This window comes from Streptomyces sp. NPDC090032, assembly GCF_044748025.1.
GTDB lineage: Bacteria > Actinomycetota > Actinomycetes > Streptomycetales > Streptomycetaceae > Streptomyces.
The window spans coordinates 198,416-219,179 of record NZ_JBIVFF010000009.1; the positions used below are offsets into that span (position 1 = coordinate 198,416).

Sequence of the window (20,764 nt, forward strand, 5' to 3'; positions counted from 1 at the left end):
GGCACATGCCGATCCGCGCGGTCCTGTGGGACGTAGACGACACGATCTTCGACTACGCCAACGCGGATCGCGCGGGAATGCGGGAACACCTTCGGGCCGAGGGCCTGGCCGACGGATTCACCTCCGTCGGCCAGGCCCTCGCCCGTTGGCGCACCCTCACACGGGAGCACTGGGCGCGCTTCGAGTCGGGCGAGACCGACTGGGAGGGCCAGCGCCGCGATCGCGTACGGGCCTTCGTGGGGCGCGGCGCCGACATCGCCGACACCATGGACGAACGCGGAGGCGGACGCCTGGTTCGGGCGCTACATCGTCCACTACGAGGCCGCCTGGGCGCTGTTCCCCGACACTGTCCCCGTGCTCGACCTGCTCGCGGACCGCTACCGGCACGCGGTGCTGTCCAACTCCTCCGTCCACAACCAGGACCGCAAGCTGCGCGTCCTCGGCGTCAGGGACCGCTTCGAGGCCGTCGTCTGCGCCGCCGAACTCGGTGTGGCCAAGCCGCAGGCCGCCGCCTTCCACGCCGCCTGCGAGGCCCTGGAACTGCCCCCGCACGAGGTCGCGTACGTCGGCGACCAGCCCGACACCGACGCCCGCGGCGCCGAGGAGGCGGGGCTCACCGGCATCTGGCTGGACCGCGCGCGGACCGGCGGCCGTCCCGAACTCACGCGCATCACAGCGCTCGACCAGCTCCCCGCCCTGCTGGCCCCGGATACCCGTTTTGGAGCGCCGTCCACCTTCGGGTAATGTTCTTCCTGCGCCAAGGGAAACGGGCCGAAAGGCCGGACCCGGAAGCGTAAATCAAACAGAACCCTCGCAAGGGGTTGCTTTTTGATGGCCTATGGTGTAATTGGCAGCACGACGGTTTCTGGTTCCGTTAGTCTAGGTTCGAGTCCTGGTAGGCCAGCTCGCAGAGCTTATCTGCATCGCGGATTCCAGATCCGCAAAGCCCCCGTTGTGTAGCGGCCTAGCACGCCGCCCTCTCAAGGCGGTAGCGCCGGTTCGAATCCGGTCGGGGGTACAGATCCTTCCCAGGGGGACAGTCCGGGTCGCACCCGCTGTTTTTCATGCAGGATCGCTAGGGCCCCCGTTGTGTAGCGGCCTAGCACGCCGCCCTCTCAAGGCGGTAGCGCCGGTTCGAATCCGGTCGGGGGTACTGATCAGGCCATCCAGGCCTGGATCGCATTGGGCTATGGTGTAATTGGCAACACGACGGTTTCTGGTTCCGTTGTTCTAGGTTCGAGTCCTGGTAGCCCAGCTGGACAGTGTGGCAACGCACGATCCTTGCCCCCGTTGTGTAGCGGCCTAGCACGCCGCCCTCTCAAGGCGGTAGCGCCGGTTCGAATCCGGTCGGGGGTACAAGACAGCAAGAGGCCCTCCCCAACAGGGGAGGGCCTCTTCGCGTTGTCCGGAGCGCGTGCGCCTGAAAGGTTTCTCACCAAGTGTCAACTCGAGCCGGTCGCTGCGGCGTTGAAGCGGCCGGCCCGAGTTGGGCGGTGTGGTGGGGGAAGGTCAGCCGGTGCGGCGCAGGGCCTCGGACAGACGGCCTGCCGCGTCGATGACGGCCTGCGCGTGCATGCGGCCCGGGTGGCGCGTCAGGCGCTCGATCGGTCCGGATACGGAGACCGCCGCGACGACGCGGTTCGAGGGGCCGCGCACCGGCGCGGAGACGGACGCGACGCCCGGCTCCCGCTCGCCGATCGACTGGGCCCAGCCGCGGCGCCGTACGCCCGACAGGGCCGTCGCCGTGAAGCGGGCGCCCTGGAGGCCGCGGTGGAGGCGCTCGGGCTCCTCCCAGGCCATCAGGATCTGTGCGGACGAGCCCGCCTTCATCGTGAGCGTGGAGCCCACGGGGACGGTGTCCCTGAGGCCCGAGAGGCGCTCGGCGGCCGCGACACAGATACGCATGTCGCCCTGCCGGCGATAGAGCTGCGCGCTCTCGCCCGTCACGTCACGGAGGTGGGTGAGTACCGGCCCCGCCGTCGCGAGCAGGCGGTCCTCGCCCGCCGCCGCGGCCAGCTCGGCCATGCGCGGGCCGAGGATGAATCGGCCCTGCATGTCACGCGCCACCATGCGGTGGTGTTCCAGTGCCACGGCGAGACGGTGTGCCGTGGGTCTTGCCAGTCCGGTCGCCGCGACCAGCCCCGCGAGGGTGGCCGGACCGGACTCCAGGGCGCTGAGAACAAGGGCCGCCTTGTCCAGAACGCCGACGCCGCTAGAGTTGTCCATGCGTCGATACTCGCGTCTCACTCTGTGAAACGCAAGTTCAATTTGCCGTGAAACTTGACACCCTGTACTTACAGCGGCCCGCAGACCAACGGGCCGGGACGTTCACGTCCGGTACGAGGGGTACGGACGTCGGCGACCACGATCTCTAGTTAGGCCGGCTCACGATGTCGGCCGGAGGGAAAGCGATGGGTAGGACACTCGCGGAGAAGGTCTGGGACGACCACGTCGTCCGGCGCGCCGAGGGCGAGCCCGACCTCCTCTTCATCGATCTTCACCTGCTGCACGAGGTGACCAGTCCGCAGGCCTTCGACGGCCTGCGCCAGACCGGTCGCCGGGTGCGGCGGCTCGACCTCACCATCGCGACCGAGGACCACAACACCCCGACGCTCGACATCGACAAGCCGATCGCCGACCCGGTCTCGCGTGTTCAGCTGGAGACGCTCCGCAAGAACTGCGCCGACTTCGGTGTGCGTCTGCACTCGCTGGGTGACGTCGAGCAGGGTGTCGTGCACGTCGTCGGTCCGCAGCTGGGTCTGACCCAGCCGGGCACGACCGTCGTCTGTGGCGACTCCCACACTTCCACGCACGGCGCGTTCGGCGCGCTGGCCTTCGGCATCGGTACCTCCCAGGTCGAGCACGTCCTGGCGACCCAGACGCTGCCGCTGGCCCGCCCCCGCACGATGGCCATCACCGTCGACGGCGACCTGCCCGACGGCGTCACCGCCAAGGACCTGATCCTCGCCATCATCGCGAAGATCGGCACGGGCGGCGGCCAGGGCTACATCCTGGAGTACCGCGGCTCCGCCATCGAGAAGCTCTCGATGGAAGCCCGCATGACCATCTGCAACATGTCGATCGAGGCCGGCGCCCGCGCGGGCATGATCGCCCCGGACGAGACCACCTTCGCCTACCTCGAGGGCCGCGCGCACGCCCCGAAGGGCGAGGACTGGGACGCCGCGGTGGCGTACTGGAAGACGCTGAAGTCGGACGACGACGCGGTATTCGACGCCGAGGTCGTCATCGACGCCGCCGCGCTGTCGCCGTTCGTCACCTGGGGCACCAACCCCGGTCAGGGTTCGCCCCTGTCGGCGCAGGTCCCCGACCCTGCTTCGTACGAGGACGCTTCGGAGCGCCTCGCCGCCGAAAAGGCCCTGGAATACATGGGGTTGACCGCCGGGCAGCCGCTGCGCGACATCAAGGTCGACACCGTCTTCGTAGGTTCGTGCACCAACGGCCGCATCGAGGACCTGCGTGCCGCCGCCGAGATCGTCGGGGGCCGCAAAGTCGCCGACGGCGTACGGATGCTGGTCGTTCCGGGCTCCGCGCGAGTGGGGCTGCAGGCTGTCTCCGAGGGCTTGGACAAGGTCTTCAAGGAGGCCGGCGCCGAATGGCGGCACGCGGGCTGTTCGATGTGTCTGGGCATGAACCCCGACCAACTCGCCCCCGGCGAGCGCTCCGCGTCCACCTCGAACCGCAACTTCGAGGGCCGGCAGGGCAAGGGCGGCCGTACCCACCTGGTCTCGCCCCAGGTCGCCGCAGCCACCGCCGTGCTGGGCCACCTGGCCTCTCCGGCCGACCTGTCCGACACTGACGCCCGTACGCCCGCTGGAGTCTGATCAGCCATGGAAGCATTCACCACGCACACCGGCCGGGCCGTCCCGCTGCGCCGCAGCAACGTCGACACCGACCAGATCATCCCCGCCCACTGGCTCAAGAAGGTCACCAGGGACGGTTTTGAGGACGGGCTCTTCGAGGCCTGGCGCAAGGACCCCGAGTTCGTGCTGAACAAGGCCGAACGCCGCGGTGCCACCGTCCTGGTGGCCGGCCCCGACTTCGGTACCGGCTCCTCCCGCGAGCACGCGGTGTGGGCGCTGCAGAACTACGGCTTCAAGGCCGTCATCTCCTCCCGGTTCGCCGACATCTTCCGCGGTAACTCGCTCAAGAACGGCCTGCTGACCGTGGTCCTCGATCAGAAGGTCGTGGAAGCGCTCCAGGACCTCGTGGAGAGCGACCCCAAGGCCGAGATCACGGTCGACCTGGAGGCGCGTGAAGTACGGGCCGAGGGCGTCACCGCGGCCTTCGAACTCGACGAGAACGCGCGCTGGCGGCTGCTGAACGGCCTGGACGACATCAGCATCACGCTCCAGAACGACGACGCCATCGCGGACTACGAGTCCAAGCGTCCGTCGTTCAAGCCGCAGACCGTGCAGATCTGAACTCTGCAAGGCTGATTCCGGCCATCGCAACAAGCCTCTGTACCCCCAATCGTGGACGGTTGGGGGTACAGCTGTGTCCGGCCCCCGACGGCTCGCGAAGCGCCGTTCCAGGGGCCTCAACTCCCCGCGTTTTCAAGGGTGTTCATGGGGTACGCGAGCCCCGTGGCGCTGGTGCGCGCACGCCCCGTCGAGGGGCCCAGGAGGCCCGCCAGGGACGGCAGTTACCCCCTGCGGAGGCGACAACTCGCCCCAGATGGCACAATCTGTGCATGGGACACGACGGCCAACTCCAGCTCTATGCGGCGGTCGCGGACCAACTCAAGGAAGCGCACTCCAGGGTGCGCGCACTGCAAGTCCCGGAGGGCGTACGGATGGCGCTGACCCGGAAGCTGCTGGTCATTACGGCCGCGGCCAAGCACGATCTCGCCGATGCGGCAAGGCGGCTGGACCGATTCATGGTGGACCTCGACGAGGGTCGATTCCCACAAGAGGGCCACTGAAGAACTTCGAGACAGCCCGAGTTCGTTGCGGCACAAGGGTGATTAGCCCGTTTCGTGTTTGATTTGCGGTATATATCTGCCTAACGTGCGAAAAAGCCGGATCGGATACGTTCCGGCAATGTCTCCGAAGGGGAAGACGTGAACAAGGCGCAGCTCGTAGAAGCGATTGCCGACAAGGTCGGCGGCCGTCAGCAGGCCGCGGACGCCGTCGACGCGGTCCTGGACGCCATCGTCCGTGCCGTCGTCAGCGGGGACCGGGTCTCGGTCACCGGCTTCGGCTCGTTCGAGAAGGTCGACCGCCCGGCCCGCTACGCCCGTAACCCGCAGACGGGTGAGCGCGTACGGGTCAAGAAGACCTCCGTTCCGCGTTTCCGTGCCGGTCAGGGCTTCAAGGACCTCGTCGCGGGCTCGAAGAAGCTCCCGAAGAACGACGTGGCCGTGAAGAAGGCGCCCAAGGGCAGCCTGACCGGCGGCGCTTCGGCGACGGTCAAGAAGGCCGCGGCCAAGAAGGCCACCGCCAAGAAGGCCACGGCGAAGAAGGTCACCGCCAAGAAGGTCACCGCCAAGAAGACGACGGCGAAGAAGGCCACGGCGACGGCGAAGAAGGCCACCGCCAAGAAGGCCACCGCCACGGCGAAGAAGACCACCGCCAAGAAGGCCGCCCCGGCGAAGACCGCCGCGAAGAAGGCCACCGCGAAGAAGACGGCGCCCGCCAAGAAGGCCACGGCCAAGAAGGCGCCCGCCAAGAAGTCCACTGCGCGCAAGACGACCGCCAAGAAGACCACCGCCCGCAAGAAGTAAGGGCGACGGCCTCGAGGGCCCCTCACGCGCCGGGCCGGGCTCCCCTCGGGGAGCCCGGCCCGCGGTGTTTCGCGAAAGCCCAGTTCAGAAGGGGATCAGAGCGTCTGCAGCGTCACCAGCGTGATGCGCAGCGCCGTGCCTTCACCCTCGCCTTCACTCTCACTTTCGACCTCGATACGGACCCGCTGCCCGGGGCGCAGCAGCCTGAGGCCGCCCGCGTCGAACGCCGGGGCGTCGAAGGGGATGGGGGTGCCGTCGTCGAGCAGCACGCTGCCGCAGCGGGAGTCGGAGTCGTATGTGTACGCGGTCGCCTGCATGCAGGCAGCGTACTCAGTCCGGGATCAGCAGCCCGGCGGCCGCCCCCGCGGTGCGCGGGCCGACGCCGAGTGACAGTGCCGCCCGCAGGTCCTCGCCGGTGTCCACGTCCTGGCGTACGGAGTCGACGCCCGTCAGCGGGAGTTCCACCGCGCCGGACGCGGCATGACGCGCGCGGGACGCGGTGCCGAATGCGGGGCGCAATTCCGTTCCGGGGCCCGCACTGAGAAGTGTCGTTCCGATTCCCGCGGCATCGGGGAGAAATGCGCGGGGAAATAGCGCGGCATCCGCGAGAACCCGGGACAATTCCGCCGACCGCAACGCCGGCAGATCTGCGTTGAGTGCCGCGACGGCCGCATCCGGGCGCCGGGCCCGCGCAGTCGCCGCACCGTGCGCCAGAGCGGCGTTCAGACCCGCTCCCGGGGCATCGGGGACGATCAGGGCCCCCAGGGTGGCCAGCTCCCTCCCGGCGAGCGCGTCGTCCGTGACTACCACCACATCCCGCACCCCGGCCGAGGCGGCCGCGGCAGCCACGGTGTCCTGCGCGAACGCCAGCGCGAGCCCGGGACGCACCCCGTCCCCCGCGGTGGGCGCCAGCCTGCTCTTGGCCCGCACCAGGGGTTTCAGCGGGATCACCAGGGTCCAGTGCACGTGAGGTCCGTCCCTTCGGGTCGCGCTCATTGTGACCTGGCGCGTGAGGTGGGCATAAACGTGCGGGCGTACGGTGTTCTCGACAGACCGGCGGCCTGGGGCGACACTTGTGCGGCTGACCAGGTCCGAGAGGGCCTTCAAGGGTCCATAGAGGAAGGTGTCCGAGTGTCCCGCCGCAGAATCGGCTTCTGGTACCGCCTGGCGGCGGTCATCGCTAAACCGCCGCTCGTGGTTCTGATCAAGCGGGACTGGCGCGGAATGGAGAACATTCCGGCCGACGGCGGATTTATCACCGCGGTGAACCATAATTCGCATCTGGACCCGTTCGCGTACGCGCACTTCCAGTACAACACCGGACGCGTTCCGCGATTCCTGGCCAAGCACGGGCTCTTCAAGAAGGGGTTCATCGGCGCCATCATGCGTGGCACCGGGCAGATCCCCGTCTACCGCGAGACCACGAATGCGCTCAGCGCGTTCCGTGCCGCCATCGACGCCGTCGAGCGCGGGGAGTGCGTCGCCTTCTACCCCGAGGGCACCCTCACCCGCGATCCGGACCTGTGGCCCATGACCGCCAAGACGGGCGTCGCGCGTGTGGCACTGCAGACCAAGTGCCCCGTGATTCCCGTCGCCCAGTGGGGCGCCAACCTCGTGCTCGCGCCGTATGCGAAGAAGCCCGACCTGCTGCCGCGCAAGACGCATCACGTCCTCGCCGGTCCGCCGGTCGACCTGGAGCGCTTCTACGACAAGGAGATGACCCCGGAACTCCTCAAGGAGGTCACCGAGGTCATCATGACGGCGATCACCGAACTGCTCGGTGAACTGCGCGGTGAGCAGCCGCCGCAGCGGCGTTACGACCCCCGTGAGGCGCGCATCGCGCAGCGCCGCAAGGCCGCCAAGACCAACACCCTTACGGAACAGGCCGGTTCGGCCGCCATCGAGCACGGAAGTCCTGAGGAGAGCAAGTGACCCGACCCGTCAAGGCGGCCGTCTTCGGAACCGGCTCCTGGGGCACGGCCTTCGCCATGGTGCTCGCCGACGCGGGGTGCGACGTCACCCTGTGGGCGCGCAGGCCCGAACTGGCCGAAGCGGTCAACTCCACGCGTACGAACCCCGATTACCTCCCCGGCATCGAACTCCCCGGCAACATCAGGGCCACCACCGACGCCGCCGAGGCCGCGGACGGCGCCGAGTTCACCGTCCTCGCCGTGCCCTCGCAGACGCTGCGCGCCAACCTCGCCGAGTGGACGCCGCTGCTCGCCCCCGGCACGGTCCTCGTCTCCCTCATGAAGGGCGTCGAACTCGGCTCCGCCATGCGGATGAGCGAGGTCATCGAGGACGTCACCAAGGTCGGCGAGGACCGCATCGCGATCGTCACGGGCCCCAACCTCGCCCGCGAGATCGCCGCCAGGATGCCCGCCGCCGCCGTCGTCGCCTGCAGCGACGAATCGGTTGCGCAGCGCCTCCAGACCGCCTGCCACACGCCGTACTTCAGGCCGTACACGAACACCGACGTGATCGGCTGCGAGCTCGGCGGAGCCGTGAAGAACGTCATCGGGCTCGCGGTCGGCATCGCCGACGGCATGGGTCTCGGCGACAACGCGAAGGGCTCGCTCATCACGCGCGGGCTCGCGGAGACCACCCGGCTCGGCCTCGCGATGGGCGCCGACCCGCTCACCTTCTCCGGGCTCGCGGGCCTCGGCGACCTCGTCGCCACCTGCTCCTCGCCCCTGTCGCGCAACCACACCTTCGGCACCAACCTGGGCAAGGGCATGACCCTCCAGGAGACGATCGCGGTCACCAAGCAGACCGCGGAGGGCGTCAAGTCCTGCGAGTCGGTCCTCGACCTGGCGCGCCGGCACGGCGTCGACATGCCGATCACCGAGACCGTCGTCGGCATCGTGCACGAGGGGAAGTCCCCGGTCGTCGCGCTGAAGGAGATGATGTCGCGCAGCGCCAAGCCCGAACGGCGCTGACGCGGGCCTCGCCGGACGCTGACTCCGCTGCTACCAGCAGGTACGCTCAACGCGATATGAGCAGCGAGAACCTTCCCCAGAGCAGCCGCCCGTCGGGCCAGAAGCCCCGTGTGGCCGTCGTCTTCGGCGGTCGCAGCTCCGAGCACGGCGTTTCCGTCGTCACCGCAGGCGCCGTGCTGCGGGCCATCGACCGCACCAAGTACGACGTGCTGCCGATCGGCATCACGCGGGAGGGGCGTTGGGCGCTGACGGCCGACGATCCCGAGCGGATGGCCATCACCGACCGCAAGGTGCCGGACGTCGCCGAGCTCGCCGAGTCCGCCGAGGGCGGCGTCGTGCTTCCCGTCGACCCGTCGAGCCGCGAGGTCGTCTACACGGAGCCCGGCTCCGTGCCCAAGGTCCTCGGCGACGTCGACGTCGTGTTCCCCGTCCTGCACGGCCCGTACGGCGAGGACGGCACCATCCAGGGCCTGCTCGACCTGTCCGGGACGCCGTACGTCGGCTGTGGCGTCCTGTCCTCGGCCGTCGGTCAGGACAAGGACTACATGAAGCGGGTGTTCACCTCGTTCGGGCTGAAGGTCGGTCCGTACCTGGTGATCCGGCCGCGCGAGTGGGAGCAGGACCGCGAAGGCGCGCGGCGCCGCATCGCGGACTTCGTCGGTGAGCAGGGCTGGCCGCTGTTCATCAAGCCCGCGCGCGCGGGCTCGTCGATCGGCATCACCAAGGTCGACTCCTTCGAGGGCCTCGACGAGGCGATCGAGGAGGCCCGCAGCCACGACCCGAAGATCATCGTGGAGGCGGCGCTCGTCGGCCGCGAGATCGAGTGCGGCGTCCTGGAGTTCGAGGACGGGCCGCGCGCGAGCGTGCCGGCCGAGATCCCGCCGGTCCAGGCCCACGACTTCTACGACTTCGAGGCCAAGTACATCGACTCGGCGTCCGGCATCGTGCCCGCGCCGCTCACCGAGGAGCAGACGGCCGAGGTGCAGCGGCTCGCGGTCGAGGCGTTCGACGCGGCGTCCTGCGAGGGCCTCGTGCGCGCCGACTTCTTCCTCACCGAGGACGGCGAGTTCGTGATCAACGAGATCAACACGCTGCCCGGCTTCACCCCGATCTCCATGTACCCGCGCATGTGGCAGGAGAGCGGCGTGAGCTACCAGGAGCTGGTGGACCGCCTCATCCAGGCGGCGCTGAACCGGTCGACGGGCCTGCGCTAGGCCCGTAGCGCCACAAGAACGTCAGTGACGTCAGTTGGCGATCCCCTCGGGGATCGCCTTCTTGACGGGACCGGCGAAGTCGACCAGGGGCGAGGCCCCCTCGGAGGCCAGCTCCTTGGGCAGAGTGACCTCCACGTAGGCGACCCGCAGCGTCGTCGTGAGCACCTGCGTGCCGTCGTCGCGCTTCTCGTACGCCCAGCCCACGCCGTTCACCTTCACCGGCAGGGCCTTGGGGTCGTCCATCAGCGCGGGCCGTTCGACACCGCAGCGCAGTATGATCGCCGGATCTCCCCACCCCGCGGTCAGCTCGGACCGCGGAGAGGGGTCGTTCCTTCCGTGCCCGTCCACCGTGTCCGGAAGCCTCTTGTGCAGGTTGCGGCACAGGTCGGTGACCTTGGCGTCAGGGGTGGGAACCGCTGCGTGAGCCGCGTCGTCTGCTGAGGAGCAGCCCGAGACGGCGAGCAGCAGGGCCAGGGCGGGGAGCCCGGTGGCAAGACGAGGCCGGTGACGGAAGAAGTTCACCGGCCAAGGTTAGACGGGGGCTACAAGTGCACGACCGGGCAGGTCAGAGTTCGGGTGATGCCGTCCACTTGCTGGACCTTGGCGACCACCATGCGACCCAGCTCATCGACTGTTTCGGCCTGTGCGCGCACGATGACGTCGTAGGGACCTGTCACGTCCTCGGCCTGGATCACCCCCGGGATCTTGCCGATCAGCTCGGCTACGGTCGACGCCTTGCCGACTTCGGTCTGAATCAGGATGTACGCCTGTACCACGGAACCTCCAGGGCGGCCACGAGGATCATGTGGGGAGAAGAGACGCCACGGTATCGCGTCGCCGCTCGCCGCGGGGAGACCCGCGGAGGCTGTGGCGTACACACTGCGACTGAAGAACGGCGGGCACCGTTCAACGGGACGGTCCCGCCCATGACAATGACCGTACCTATGACAGAGACGGCTCGCGACCGCAAGCGGACCGGGGCAGAAGGGGCAGTACGCGCATGAAGGGCACCGTCGGCGAGCTCGGCGAGTTCGGGCTCATCCGAGAGCTCACCTCCCGGCTCACCACCACCCCGGCCGTACGACTCGGCCCGGGCGACGACGCGGCCGTGGTGGCCGCGCCGGACCGCAGGGTCGTCGTGAGCACGGACATCCTCCTCGAAGGGCGGCACTTCCGCCGCGACTGGTCCACGGCCTACGACGTCGGGCGCAAGGCGGCCGCGCAGAACCTCGCGGACATCGCCGCCATGGGCGCCGTCCCGACCGCGCTCCTGCTCGGCCTCGTGGTCCCCGCCGAACTCCCCGCCAGCTGGCCGAACGAGCTGATGGACGGCCTGCGCGACGAGTGCCAGGTCGCGGGCGCCGCCGTCGTCGGCGGTGATGTCGTACGCGGTGACACGATCACCGTCGCGATCACCGCGCTCGGCGACATGCGCAACCACGAGCCCGTCACGCGCGCCGGCGCACAGCCCGGCGACGTGGTCGCGGTGACCGGCTGGCTCGGCTGGTCCGCGGCCGGCCACGCGGTCCTCTCGCGCGGCTTCCGCTCGCCCCGCGCCTTCGTCGAGGCCCACCGCAGGCCCGAACCGCCGTACCACGCGGGCCCCGCGGCCGCCGGGCTCGGCGCCACCGCCATGTGCGACGTCAGCGACGGCCTCATCGCCGACCTCGGGCACATCGCGGAGGCCAGCAAGGTCCGTATCGACATCAAGTCCGGGAAGGTCGACGTGCCTTCGCAGATGAACGACATCGGGCAGGCCGTCGGCGTCGACCCCATCCAGTGGGTGCTGACCGGGGGAGAGGACCACGCGATCGTGGCCACCTTCCCGCCGGACGTGAAGCTGCCCGCCCGCTGGAAGGTGATCGGCGAGGTCCTCAACCCGTCGGCGCTGCCCCAGGTGACGGTCGACGGCGCGCCCTGGACGAACAAGGGTGGCTGGGACCACTTCGGGGGCATAGAGGCCTGACGGACTCACCGGCCGCGACCGTGCGCGGCCGGTGAGGCCAGCAGGGCGGGGTAGTCCTTCAGATCCAGCGCGGTCGCGGCCTTCTCCGTCAGGCGCTTGAAGAACCCGGCCATCAGGCGGGAGCTGAGCAGCCGGTACATCCGGTCCCGGCTGCGGATCTTCCGCTCGGTGGGCGGGGCGAAGAACGGGCCCGCGTTGCCCGAGATCTTCTGGCAGCCCTTCGCGAAGTCCCCGATCTGCGCCTCGTAGGCGGCGAACGCGGTGCGGTGGTCGCCGCCGGCCAGGGCCAGTTCACCGGCCAGGACGTACGCGCCGACGATCGCGACGCCGGTGCCCATGCCGCCCATCGTGGCGCCGTACCCGGCGTCGCCCAGCAGGACCACGCGGCCCTTGGTGAGCCGGTCGACGTGGATCTGGGCGATGGCGTCGAAGTACAGATCGTCGGCGTCCGCCAGCGCCTCCAGGACCCGCGGCGCCTGCCAGCCCATGCCGGCGAACCGCTCCGCGAGGATCCGCTTCTGCCGGTCCACGTCCCCACGGTCGAAGTCGAGGGGCGCGGAGCGGAACACGAGGAGCGCGCCCGCGCGGTCCGGGTCACCGTCGTAGTTGCTGACGCCGACCGCGCGGCCCGGGTCGCTGTACAGGAGTCCGGTGCGGTCGAGGCCCAGGTGGTTGGGGATGCCGAAGCCCGCCACGTAGTGGTCGAGGAAGCGCAGGTACCGCGACTCGTCGCCGAACGCGAGGCGGCGGGTGGGGGAGTGCAGCCCGTCGGCCGCCACCACGAGGTCGAAGCGGCGCGGGGCCGCGCGCTCGAAGGTGACGTCCACCCCGTTGTCGTCCTCGGCCAAGGTGGCGATCGAGTCGCCGAAGACGTACTCCACGGCGCCCTTGCCGTGCTCGTCCTTGCCGTGCTCGTACAGGCTGTGCTCATGGAGGATCTGCGAGAGGTCGCCGCGGAAGATCTCCACGTCGCCGCTCATCAGCTCCGCCGGCAGATCGACGCGCGGAGTGCCGTCCGCGTCGACGACCGTCTGCGGGCCCATGTGGGTCTGGCGGGCATGGATGTCGTCGTGGACGCCGAGCGCGGTCAGGACGGTGCGGTGCACCCGTCCGCGGAAGTCGACGGCGAAGCCGCCCTCGCGCAGGGCGGGGGCCTTCTCGACGACGGTGACGCGCGCTCCGTGCAGGGACAGGGCGAGGGCAGCGGCGGGGCCGGCGATGCTGGCGCCGGAGACCAGGACGTCGAGATGAGACAGCCGGGTCGACGCGTAATTCGATGAGTAAGGGGCCGGGGTGTGGTGTGTGTTCTCCATGCACCGAGCGTCGCGGGCGGCCCTGACCGCCCGCTTACCGTCGGCTGACCGCCGCTGACCGCATCGCTCTGCCTTCTGCGAACGCCTTCTCGTACGTCTCCGGAGTGAGCGCCGCACGGACCCGCTCCGCTACGGAGGCGACGTCCGGGTCCCCGGCGAGCGCGAGGCCGCGCAGCCCCGCACCGGCGCCCAGGAGCACCGCGGCCTCGCGCGGATCCTGCGCCACGGAGGCCAACGCCTCGGCCACATCGGCGAGTTCGAGGACGCGCGTGGGGCCGTCGCAGAGAGCGAGGGCCTGCTCGAACCAGTCGGTGGCCTCGTCGGGCCGGGACGCGGCGAGGGCGGCCCGGCCCAGACCGATGAGGGTCCGCACGGTCTCGCCGACGCTGAACCAGTTCGCGGCACACAGTTCGAGGGCCGCCTCGTAGTGCACGCGCGCGTGCTCCGCGTCCCCGCCGATCCGCGCCACGTCGCCGAGCCCGCGCCGCGCGCTCGCCACCTTGTCGGGGGCGGCCGCCGTACGGGCCAATGCGGCGGACCGGGCGAAGTGGTCGGCGGCGTCCGGGAGTTGGCCCTGGTGGAGCAGGGTGTACGCGCGCCGGTGCAGCAGGTCGGCGGTCTCCTCAGGTGCTTCGAGCGCGGCCACGTGCGCGAGACCCTCGTCGAGCAGCTCCAGGGCCCGCTCCCGGTCGCCGCGCCAGTTCGCGAACATGCCCAGCGGATCGAGGCAGTTGGCCATGCCCCACCGGTCCCCGGTCGCCCGTCAGCCGTCGAGCGCCCGCTCGAAGTGCTCCTCCGACGTGACGGGTCGCCCCGCGAACCACTCCTGGAAGCCCAGGCCGACTTCGAGCAGCGCGAGCCCCCAGGGCTCCTCACCGACCTGCCGGCGCACCCGCTCGTGCACGGCGTGCTGCGGCCCGTACGCCACCGACCACAGGACCACCACGAACGGCCGCCGCAGCGCGTGGTCCCGGGACGCGAGCACGGCCTCCGCGCGCGCCAGGCGCTCCGGCTCGCGAGGGTCGTTCCCGTCGCCCGTCACCGTGTTGATCACACACAGGACGTACTCCTCGGCAAGGTCCTGCGGCCACTCGTCCCCGAGCGCCGCGAACAGCTCGCGCGCCAGCGGCACATGCGCGCCGTGCAGCCCGCGCAGCCGCCAGAACCAGGACAGGTCCGCCATCAGCCGCAGCCCCGCGCGCGGGTCGGCGCGCACGAGATGGCGTAGGGCCGCCGACAGGTTGTCCCGCTCCGCCCCGAGCGCCGCCAGCCACGGCAACTGCCCGCCACCGCGCAGATACGGCTCCGCCTGCGCCGCCAGGCCCTGGAAGTACGTGGCGTGCGCGTCCCGCAGCCGCGACAGTTCGCCCTCGTCGGCCAGGTGCTCCGCGCAGAACGCGCGAATCGTCTGAAGCATCCGGTAGCGCCCGCCGGCCGCGTCCAGGAAGGACTTCTCCGTCAGCGAGGCCAACAGGTCCTCCGGGTACGGCACCCCGCACACGGCCTCGACCGCGGCCGGCGTCGCGCCTCCGGACGCCCCGCCGGCGAACACGGCCATCCGCCGCGCGAGATCCCGCTCCTCCTCGTCGAGCAACTCCCAGCTCCACTCGACGACCGCGCGCAGCGTGCGGTGCCGGGGCGCCTTGGTGCGGTCGCCGCGGGACAGCAGCCGGAAGCGGTCGCCGAGGCGGGCGGCGAGTTCGTCGAGGGTGAGTGTGCGCAGTCGGGCCGCGGCGAGTTCGATGGCGAGCGGCAGCCCGTCGAGGGCCTCGCAGATGCCGTGAACGGCCTCCACGCGCGCGTGCAGATCGGCATCGGGCCGTACGGCGGCCGCCCGGTCCATGAACAGGCGCGCGGCGGGACCCGCGGCGAGCGGGGGCACCGGGCACAGCGCCTCGCCGGTGATGCCGAGCGACTCCCGGCTCGTGGCGAGGATCCGCAGCCCGGGGCACGCGCCGAGCAGCGCGACCGCGGTACGGGCCGCGTCGTCGACGAGGTGCTCGCAGTTGTCGAGCACGAGCAGCACCTCGCGCTCCTCCAGCGCGTCGATCAGCCGCTCGACCGGATCCCCCTGAGGCCCGCGGAACCCCTCATGCACTCCGAGCGCCGCGAGCAGCGCGTACGGCACCTGCTCCCCGTCGGCGAGGGGCGCCAGCTCGGCCCAGCAGACATCGGCTCTGCCGCGGGCGGCCTCGGCCGCGAGCCGGGTCTTGCCCGCGCCGCCGGGACCGGTCAGCGTCACGAGCCGGGACCCGGCGAGCAGCGCGTCGATCCGCGCGAGTTCGTCGGTCCGTCCGACGAACCGGGTCAGCTGGGCGGGAACCCCCCGCCCGCGCGCGGGTTCGCGTCCCCGCAGGAGTTCCAGGTGGAGCGCCGAGAGCTCCGCCGAGGGATCCGCCCCCAGCTCGTCGGCGAGAACGCGGCGCACCTCCTCGTACACGGCGAGCGCCTCCGCGGGCCGCCCGTCCGCGTGGAGGGCGCGCATCAGCTGACCGTAGAGGCGTTCGCTCAGGGGATGGGCGGTGATCAGTTCCCGCAGCTCAGGAACGAGGGCGCCGCCCGAGCCGAGCGCGAGTTCCGCCTCGATGCGGGTCCGGGCGGCGGTGAGCCTGACCTCGTCGAGACGGCTGCCGAAGACGGCGGGAAGGTCGACGAGCGCGGGACCGCGCCAGAGCCCGAGGGCCTCCCCGAGGAGTGCGGCCGCCCGGTCGGGGTCCCCGGCGGTGAGCGCCCGCTCGCCCTCGGCGGCCAGCCGCTCGAAACGGTGCACGTCCACGTCGTCCGGGCCGACGGCCAGCCGATAGCCGGCCGGGGTGGCCTCGATGTCCAAGGAGAGCCGTTTGCGCAGCCGTGAGACCTGCGACTGGAGCGCGTTCGCGGCGCCGGCCGGCGGCTCGTCCCCGTACAGGCCGTCGATCAGGCGCTCCGCCGGGACGGTGCGGCCCGCCTCCAGGAGCAGCAGCGTCAGCAAGGCGCGCGGACGCGGACCGCCGGGGTCGAGCGAGGCGCCGTCGGGCGCGCGTACGTCGAGGGGGCCGAGGATGCCGAAGCGCATTGGGCAGATTGTGGCAGCCGGGCCTCTTCACGGCATGAGACCGGGACTCTTCACGGCATAAAAAAGGACCGGTCCCCGAGGGGACCGGTCCTTCAAGCAACCAGCTAGGTGGCCGCGCTACGCGTTACGTCAGCGCGAGACCTTGCCGGCCTTGATGCACGAGGTGCAGACGTTGAGCCGCTTCGGCGTCCGCCCGACCACTGCACGCACACGCTGGATGTTCGGGTTCCAGCGACGGGACGTACGGCGGTGCGAGTGCGAAATGTTGTTGCCGAAGCTCGGCCCCTTGCCGCAGACGTCGCAGTTGGCAGCCACGGGTCACTCCAAGACTTCAGATGCACTTACGGTTGATCCCGGCATGCCGGGATCGGATCGGAGGATCTGAGTGGCGGTGCCAGGGGAAGGCCCGATGGATATCGGGCAACCGGAGCAGCATACAACGGCTGCTTCGGTAGAACGAAACTACCATGGTTGACCCGGTTGCCGTCCCGGGCCCTCTTCCGGAGGGACCCCCTCCGGGGTCTACGCTGCGATGCCAGTTCGGCTGCTCTAGGAGGCGCAGGTGCCGCAGGTGCTCGACGTCCACGCGGTGCGCGCCTGGTGCGCACTGGCCCTGGAGGCGCTCGGGCGGGACCGCGAGGAGATCGACGCGATCAACGTCTATCCCGTCGCGGACGGGGACACAGGCACCAATCTGTACCTGACCGTCGAGTCCGCGGTGCAGGCCGTGGAAGCCGTCTTCGCGGGACTCGAACCCGCGCCGCCCGCGCTGCCCGACGTGGTCCGCGCGATGGCTCACGGAGCCCTCATCGGGGCCCGCGGAAACTCCGGAACGATCCTCGCCCAGCTCCTGCGCGGCATGTCCCAGGTCCTCGCGGGTGACGCCGGCGGTGAGGGGGATCACAGCGAAAGCGCCGATGGGGACAGCCTGCGCCGCGCCCTGCGCCGGGCCGCCGAGTCCGCGAGGGAGGCGGTCGCGCATCCCGTGGAGGGCACGGTCCTGACCGTGGCCGCCGCCGCGGCGGACGCCGCCGACGGTCCCTCCGCGGACTGCGGTGACGTGGCCCGTGCCGCGTACGACGGTGCCCGTGCGGCGCTCGACGCGACGCCGGGGCAGCTCGCGGTCCTGGGGCGCGCGGGTGTCGTGGACGCGGGCGGGCGCGGGCTCGTGGCCGTCCTCGGCGCCCTGACCGAGGCGCTCTCGGGCGATCCGGTGGCACCCGCGGGCGGTCGGGGCGTGCACCACGCGCGCGTGGCCGCCGACCAGCCCCTGGAGTGCGCCGACGGCGAAGGGCCCGCCTTCGAGGTCATCTATCTCCTGGAGGCCGACGACCAGGCCGTGGCGCGGTTGCGGACCCGGCTCGACGGCCTCGGCGACTCCCTGGTCGTCGTCGGCGGCGACGGGCTGTGGAACGTCCATGTGCACGTCGACGACGCGGGTGCCGCCGTCGAGGCGGGTGTCGAGGCCGGCCGGCCGTACCGCATCCGCATCACACACTTCGCCGTCGGCGACGCCCACATGACGCACCCCACCAAGGGCTCCGCGCCCACCGGCGAGCCCGCCCAGCGCGCGATCGTCGCCGTGGTCCCGGGAGAGGGACTCGCCGGTCTGTACAGCGAGGCGGGCGCCACCGTCGTACCCGAGCGGCCCGGCGAGGCGCCCGGCAGCGGTGAACTGGTCGAGGCGATCCGGCGCGCGCACGCGCGTGAAGTGGTGCTCCTGCCGAACGACGCCGAGCTGCGCCACACCGCCGCCGCGGCGGCCGAGCAGGCCCGCACCGAAGGCGTGCGCGTCGCTCTGATCCCCACCCGGTCCGCGGTCCAGGGCATCGCCGCGCTCGCCGTCCACGAGAAGGAGCGACGCTTCGACGAGGACGTCGTCGCGATGACGTCGGCGGCCGGCGCGACCCGCTACGCCGAACTGGCCGTCGCCGAGCGGCAGTCGTGGACGATGGCCGGCATCTGCCAGGCCGGGGACTTCCTCGGCCTCATCGACGGGGACGTCGCCGTGATCGGCGAAGACGTCACGCGGACAGCCCGTACGACGCTCGACCGGATGCTGGCCGCGGGCGGCGAGATGGTCACCCTCGTCCTCGGCGACGACGTGCCCGACGAGGTCGCCGACCGGCTCGAACGGCACGTACGCGAGACGTACCTGGCCGTCGACACCGTCGTCTACCGGGGCGGGCGGAACTCGGCGCTCATGCTGATCGGCGTGGAGTAGCCCCCGCGTAGTCCCCTTTGTCAGTGGCGTGGTGTGCAATGGATCTCGTGCCCGCGCTCGAAGAACCCCTGAAGAAGGTGATCGGTCCCGCCACCGCGAAGGTGACGGCCGAGCACCTAGGCCTGCACACGGTCGGTGACCTCCTTCACCACTATCCGCGCAGATACGCGGAGCGCGGCGAGCTCACGCGCCTCGCCGACCTGCCCCTCGACGAGCACGTCACCGTGGTCGCCCAGGTCGCGAGCGCCCGCATCCTCAGGTTCGGCGGCGGCAGCGGGCAGCGCCTCGAAGTCACCATCACCGACGGCAGCGGCCAGCTCCAGCTGGTCTTCTTCGGCCGCGGCATCCACAAGCCGCACAAGGACCTCCTGCCCGGCACACGCGCGATGTTCGCCGGCAAGGCCTCCGTCTTCAACCGCAAGATGCAGCTCGCGCACCCGGCGTACGAGCTGCTGCGGGCCGACGCCCTGGACGCCGGCGAGGTCGACGAGGCGATCGGCTCCTGGGCCGGCGCGCTCATCCCGATCTACCCGGCCACCGCCAAGCTGGAGTCCTGGAAGATCGCCAAGGCCGTCGACATGGTGCTGCCCAGCGCCCAGGAGGCCCTCGACCCGCTGCCGGACTCCCTGCGCGAGGGCCGTGGTCTCGTCCCGCTGCCCGAGGCACTCCTGAAGATCCACCGGCCGCACACGAAGGCGGACATCGCCGACGCCCGCGCCCGCCTCAAGTGGGACGAGGCCTTCGTCCTCCAAGTCGCCCTCGCCAGGCGGAGGTTCGCCGACGCGCAGCTGCCCGCCGTGGCCCGCGTCCCCCGCCCGGACGGCCTGCTCACGGCGTTCGACGCGAAGCTCCCCTTCACCCTCACCGACGGCCAGCAGAAGGTCTCCAAGGAGATCTTCGACGGCCTCGCCACCGAACACCCCATGCACCGGCTGCTCCAGGGAGAGGTCGGCTCGGGGAAGACAATGGTCGCGCTGCGCGCCATGCTCGCCGTGGTCGACGCGGGCGGGCAGGCCGCGATGCTCGCCCCGACCGAGGTTCTCGCCCAGCAGCATCACCGCTCCATCACCGAGATGATGGGCGAGCTCGCCCAGGGCGGGATGCTCGGAGGCGCCGAGCACTCCACCAAGGTGGTCCTGCTCACGGGCTCCATGGGCGTCGCGGCCCGCCGTCAGGCCCTTCTCGACCTCGTCACGGGCGAGGCGGGCATCGTCATCGGGACGCACGCCCTGATCGAGGACAAGGTCCAGTTCCACGACCTGGGTCTGGTCGTCGTCGACGAGCAGCACCGCTTCGGCGTCGAGCAGCGCGACGCGCTGCGCGGCAAGGGCAAGCAGCCCCCGCACCTGCTGGTCATGACGGCCACTCCCATTCCCCGTACGGTCGCGATGACGGTCTTCGGTGACCTGGAGACGTCCGTCCTCGACCAGCTGCCCGCCGGGCGCTCGCCGATCGCCACCCACGTCGTGCCCGCCGCCGACAAGCCGCACTTCCTCGCGCGCGCCTGGGAGCGCGTACGCGAGGAGGTGGAGAACGGGCATCAGGCGTACGTCGTCTGCCCCCGCATCGGCGACGAGGAGGAGCAGAGCGCGAAGAAGGGCAAGGGCGGCAAGGGGGCCAAGAAGGAGTCGGCCGAGGACGCGGCGGAGAAGCGGCCGCCGCTCGCCGTCCTGGACGTGGCCGAAGAGCTGGCGCACGGCGCCCTGCGGGGGCTGAAGGTGGAGGTTCTGCACGGCAGGATGCAGCCCGACGACAAGGACGCCGTGATGCGGCGCTTCGCCGCGGGCGAGACGGACGTCCTGGTCGCGACCACGGTCATCGAGGTCGGGGTGAACGTGCCGAACGCCACGGCCATGGTGATCATGGACGCCGACCGCTTCGGCGTCTCGCAGCTCCACCAGCTGCGCGGCCGCGTCGGCCGTGGCTCCGCGGCGGGCCTGTGCCTCCTCGTCAGCGAGATGCCGGAGGCCAGTCCGGCCCGGGCCCGCCTCGGCGCCGTCGCCGCCACGCTCGACGGATTCGAGCTCTCCCGCATCGACCTCGAGCAGCGCCGCGAGGGCGACGTCCTCGGCCAGGCCCAGTCCGGCGTCCGCTCGTCGCTGCGCATGCTCGCCGTCATCGAGGACGAGGAGATCATCGCCGAGGCCCGCCAGGAGGCGACGGCCGTCGTCGCAGCCGACCCGGATCTGGAGCACCTGCCGGGGCTGCGCACGGCCCTGGACGCGCTCCTGGACGAGGAGCGTGAGCAGTACCTCGACAAGGGCTGACAAACTGGAGTTCCCCGTAAGTCCCCTCAGCCCCTTCGACCCC

Annotated in this window: 19 protein-coding genes, 5 tRNA genes and 1 pseudogene; 16 read left to right on the plus strand and 9 right to left on the minus strand. The window is 70.9% G+C overall.

The features are described from left to right. The first annotated feature begins 5 nt into the window (after positions 1-5). The 6 genes and pseudogenes from ACIPWY_RS23635 (at position 6) to ACIPWY_RS23660 (ending at position 1,356) form a co-directional block, all read left to right on the plus strand. A pseudogene (locus ACIPWY_RS23635) lies at positions 6-744 on the plus strand (HAD family hydrolase). A gap of 88 nt (positions 745-832) precedes the next feature. Continuing rightward, positions 833-904: transfer RNA gene (locus ACIPWY_RS23640), tRNA-Gln, on the plus strand. Positions 905-945: 41 nt separating this feature from the next. Then, positions 946-1,018 (plus strand) — tRNA-Glu (locus tag ACIPWY_RS23645). 62 nt (positions 1,019-1,080) lie between these two features. After that, a tRNA-Glu gene (locus tag ACIPWY_RS23650) sits at positions 1,081-1,153 on the plus strand. A 30-nt stretch (positions 1,154-1,183) separates the two neighbouring features. Next, positions 1,184-1,255 (plus strand) — tRNA-Gln (locus ACIPWY_RS23655). A gap of 28 nt (positions 1,256-1,283) precedes the next feature. Beyond that, positions 1,284-1,356, plus strand: a tRNA-Glu gene (locus tag ACIPWY_RS23660). 153 nt (positions 1,357-1,509) lie between these two features. On the opposite strand, the gene ndgR is transcribed toward ACIPWY_RS23660, so the two are convergent. Next, a complete protein-coding gene (ndgR, locus tag ACIPWY_RS23665) occupies positions 1,510-2,226 on the minus strand; it encodes an IclR family transcriptional regulator NdgR (protein WP_100595026.1) in 717 nt (238 codons plus the stop codon). Between the two features lie 185 nt (positions 2,227-2,411). Here ndgR and leuC point away from each other — a divergent pair, with 185 nt between their 5' ends. From leuC to ACIPWY_RS23685, 4 genes are all read left to right on the plus strand, one after another. Further along, a complete protein-coding gene (leuC, locus tag ACIPWY_RS23670; protein ID WP_362904765.1) occupies positions 2,412-3,842 on the plus strand; it encodes a 3-isopropylmalate dehydratase large subunit in 1,431 nt (476 codons plus the stop codon). A gap of 6 nt (positions 3,843-3,848) precedes the next feature. Beyond that, positions 3,849-4,442 carry a 3-isopropylmalate dehydratase small subunit gene (gene leuD / locus ACIPWY_RS23675; protein WP_362904766.1) on the plus strand — a complete coding sequence of 198 codons (594 nt, stop codon included), beginning with the start codon at positions 3,849-3,851 and terminating at the stop codon, positions 4,440-4,442. 269 nt (positions 4,443-4,711) lie between these two features. Beyond that, the gene (locus ACIPWY_RS23680; RefSeq protein WP_362904767.1) at positions 4,712-4,942 is read left to right on the plus strand and encodes a hypothetical protein; all 231 of its coding nucleotides are present in this window, start codon (positions 4,712-4,714) and stop codon (positions 4,940-4,942) included. A 138-nt stretch (positions 4,943-5,080) separates the two neighbouring features. Next, a complete protein-coding gene (locus ACIPWY_RS23685) occupies positions 5,081-5,743 on the plus strand; it encodes an HU family DNA-binding protein (protein ID WP_362904769.1) in 663 nt (220 codons plus the stop codon). 95 nt (positions 5,744-5,838) lie between these two features. Here the strand turns inward: ACIPWY_RS23685 and ACIPWY_RS23690 are convergent, their stop codons facing one another. Next, positions 5,839-6,060 carry a hypothetical protein gene (locus tag ACIPWY_RS23690; RefSeq protein ID WP_362904771.1) on the minus strand — a complete coding sequence of 74 codons (222 nt, stop codon included), beginning with the start codon at positions 6,058-6,060 and terminating at the stop codon, positions 5,839-5,841. A 13-nt stretch (positions 6,061-6,073) separates the two neighbouring features. Beyond that, positions 6,074-6,709 (minus strand): 2-phospho-L-lactate guanylyltransferase, encoded by a 636-nt coding sequence (cofC, locus tag ACIPWY_RS23695; protein WP_362904773.1) that lies wholly within the window; start codon positions 6,707-6,709, stop codon positions 6,074-6,076. A gap of 165 nt (positions 6,710-6,874) precedes the next feature. Between cofC and ACIPWY_RS23700 the strand changes: the two genes are divergently transcribed. The 3 genes from ACIPWY_RS23700 to ACIPWY_RS23710 are packed head-to-tail and all read left to right on the plus strand — an operon-like array spanning position 6,875 to position 9,896. After that, positions 6,875-7,675 carry a lysophospholipid acyltransferase family protein gene (locus ACIPWY_RS23700; protein WP_362904775.1) on the plus strand — a complete coding sequence of 267 codons (801 nt, stop codon included), beginning with the start codon at positions 6,875-6,877 and terminating at the stop codon, positions 7,673-7,675. Beyond that, the gene (locus ACIPWY_RS23705) at positions 7,672-8,682 is read left to right on the plus strand and encodes an NAD(P)H-dependent glycerol-3-phosphate dehydrogenase (protein ID WP_362904777.1); all 1,011 of its coding nucleotides are present in this window, start codon (positions 7,672-7,674) and stop codon (positions 8,680-8,682) included. The genes ACIPWY_RS23700 and ACIPWY_RS23705 overlap by 4 nt, the downstream gene beginning before the upstream one ends. Positions 8,683-8,738: 56 nt before the next feature. Next, on the plus strand, positions 8,739-9,896 hold the full coding sequence (locus ACIPWY_RS23710; RefSeq protein ID WP_393704246.1) for a D-alanine--D-alanine ligase family protein: 1,158 nt from the start codon (positions 8,739-8,741) through the stop codon (positions 9,894-9,896). A 30-nt stretch (positions 9,897-9,926) separates the two neighbouring features. On the opposite strand, the gene ACIPWY_RS23715 is transcribed toward ACIPWY_RS23710, so the two are convergent. Next, positions 9,927-10,418, minus strand: coding sequence for a DUF3515 domain-containing protein (locus ACIPWY_RS23715; protein WP_393704248.1), 492 nt, complete (start codon positions 10,416-10,418; stop codon positions 9,927-9,929). A 20-nt stretch (positions 10,419-10,438) separates the two neighbouring features. Next, complete coding sequence (locus ACIPWY_RS23720) at positions 10,439-10,672, minus strand: Lrp/AsnC ligand binding domain-containing protein (protein WP_362904783.1); 234 nt, start codon at positions 10,670-10,672, stop codon at positions 10,439-10,441. Between the two features lie 224 nt (positions 10,673-10,896). On the opposite strand from ACIPWY_RS23720, the gene ACIPWY_RS23725 reads away from it, so the two are divergent. Next, the gene (locus ACIPWY_RS23725) at positions 10,897-11,862 is read left to right on the plus strand and encodes a thiamine-phosphate kinase (protein ID WP_393704251.1); all 966 of its coding nucleotides are present in this window, start codon (positions 10,897-10,899) and stop codon (positions 11,860-11,862) included. 5 nt (positions 11,863-11,867) lie between these two features. On the opposite strand, the gene ACIPWY_RS23730 is transcribed toward ACIPWY_RS23725, so the two are convergent. The 4 genes from ACIPWY_RS23730 to rpmB all read right to left on the minus strand — a co-directional run bounded on the left by ACIPWY_RS23730 (position 11,868) and on the right by rpmB (position 16,545). Then, on the minus strand, positions 11,868-13,175 hold the full coding sequence (locus tag ACIPWY_RS23730; RefSeq protein WP_362904785.1) for an FAD-dependent monooxygenase: 1,308 nt from the start codon (positions 13,173-13,175) through the stop codon (positions 11,868-11,870). Between the two features lie 34 nt (positions 13,176-13,209). Continuing rightward, entirely contained in the window at positions 13,210-13,914 is a 705-nt protein-coding gene (locus ACIPWY_RS23735; protein ID WP_393704253.1) for a tetratricopeptide repeat protein, read from the minus strand. A gap of 24 nt (positions 13,915-13,938) precedes the next feature. Then, positions 13,939-16,230: a BTAD domain-containing putative transcriptional regulator gene (locus tag ACIPWY_RS23740; RefSeq protein ID WP_393704255.1), complete on the minus strand. Its 2,292-nt coding sequence runs from the start codon at positions 16,228-16,230 to the stop codon at positions 13,939-13,941. 129 nt (positions 16,231-16,359) lie between these two features. Further along, complete coding sequence (rpmB, locus tag ACIPWY_RS23745; RefSeq protein WP_003951095.1) at positions 16,360-16,545, minus strand: 50S ribosomal protein L28; 186 nt, start codon at positions 16,543-16,545, stop codon at positions 16,360-16,362. Between the two features lie 247 nt (positions 16,546-16,792). Here rpmB and ACIPWY_RS23750 point away from each other — a divergent pair, with 247 nt between their 5' ends. Together ACIPWY_RS23750 and recG are read left to right on the plus strand one after the other, a co-directional pair. Then, complete coding sequence (locus ACIPWY_RS23750; protein ID WP_362904789.1) at positions 16,793-18,454, plus strand: DAK2 domain-containing protein; 1,662 nt, start codon at positions 16,793-16,795, stop codon at positions 18,452-18,454. A 38-nt stretch (positions 18,455-18,492) separates the two neighbouring features. Next, a complete protein-coding gene (gene recG / locus ACIPWY_RS23755; RefSeq protein ID WP_393704258.1) occupies positions 18,493-20,721 on the plus strand; it encodes an ATP-dependent DNA helicase RecG in 2,229 nt (742 codons plus the stop codon). Positions 20,722-20,764 lie beyond the last annotated feature (43 nt).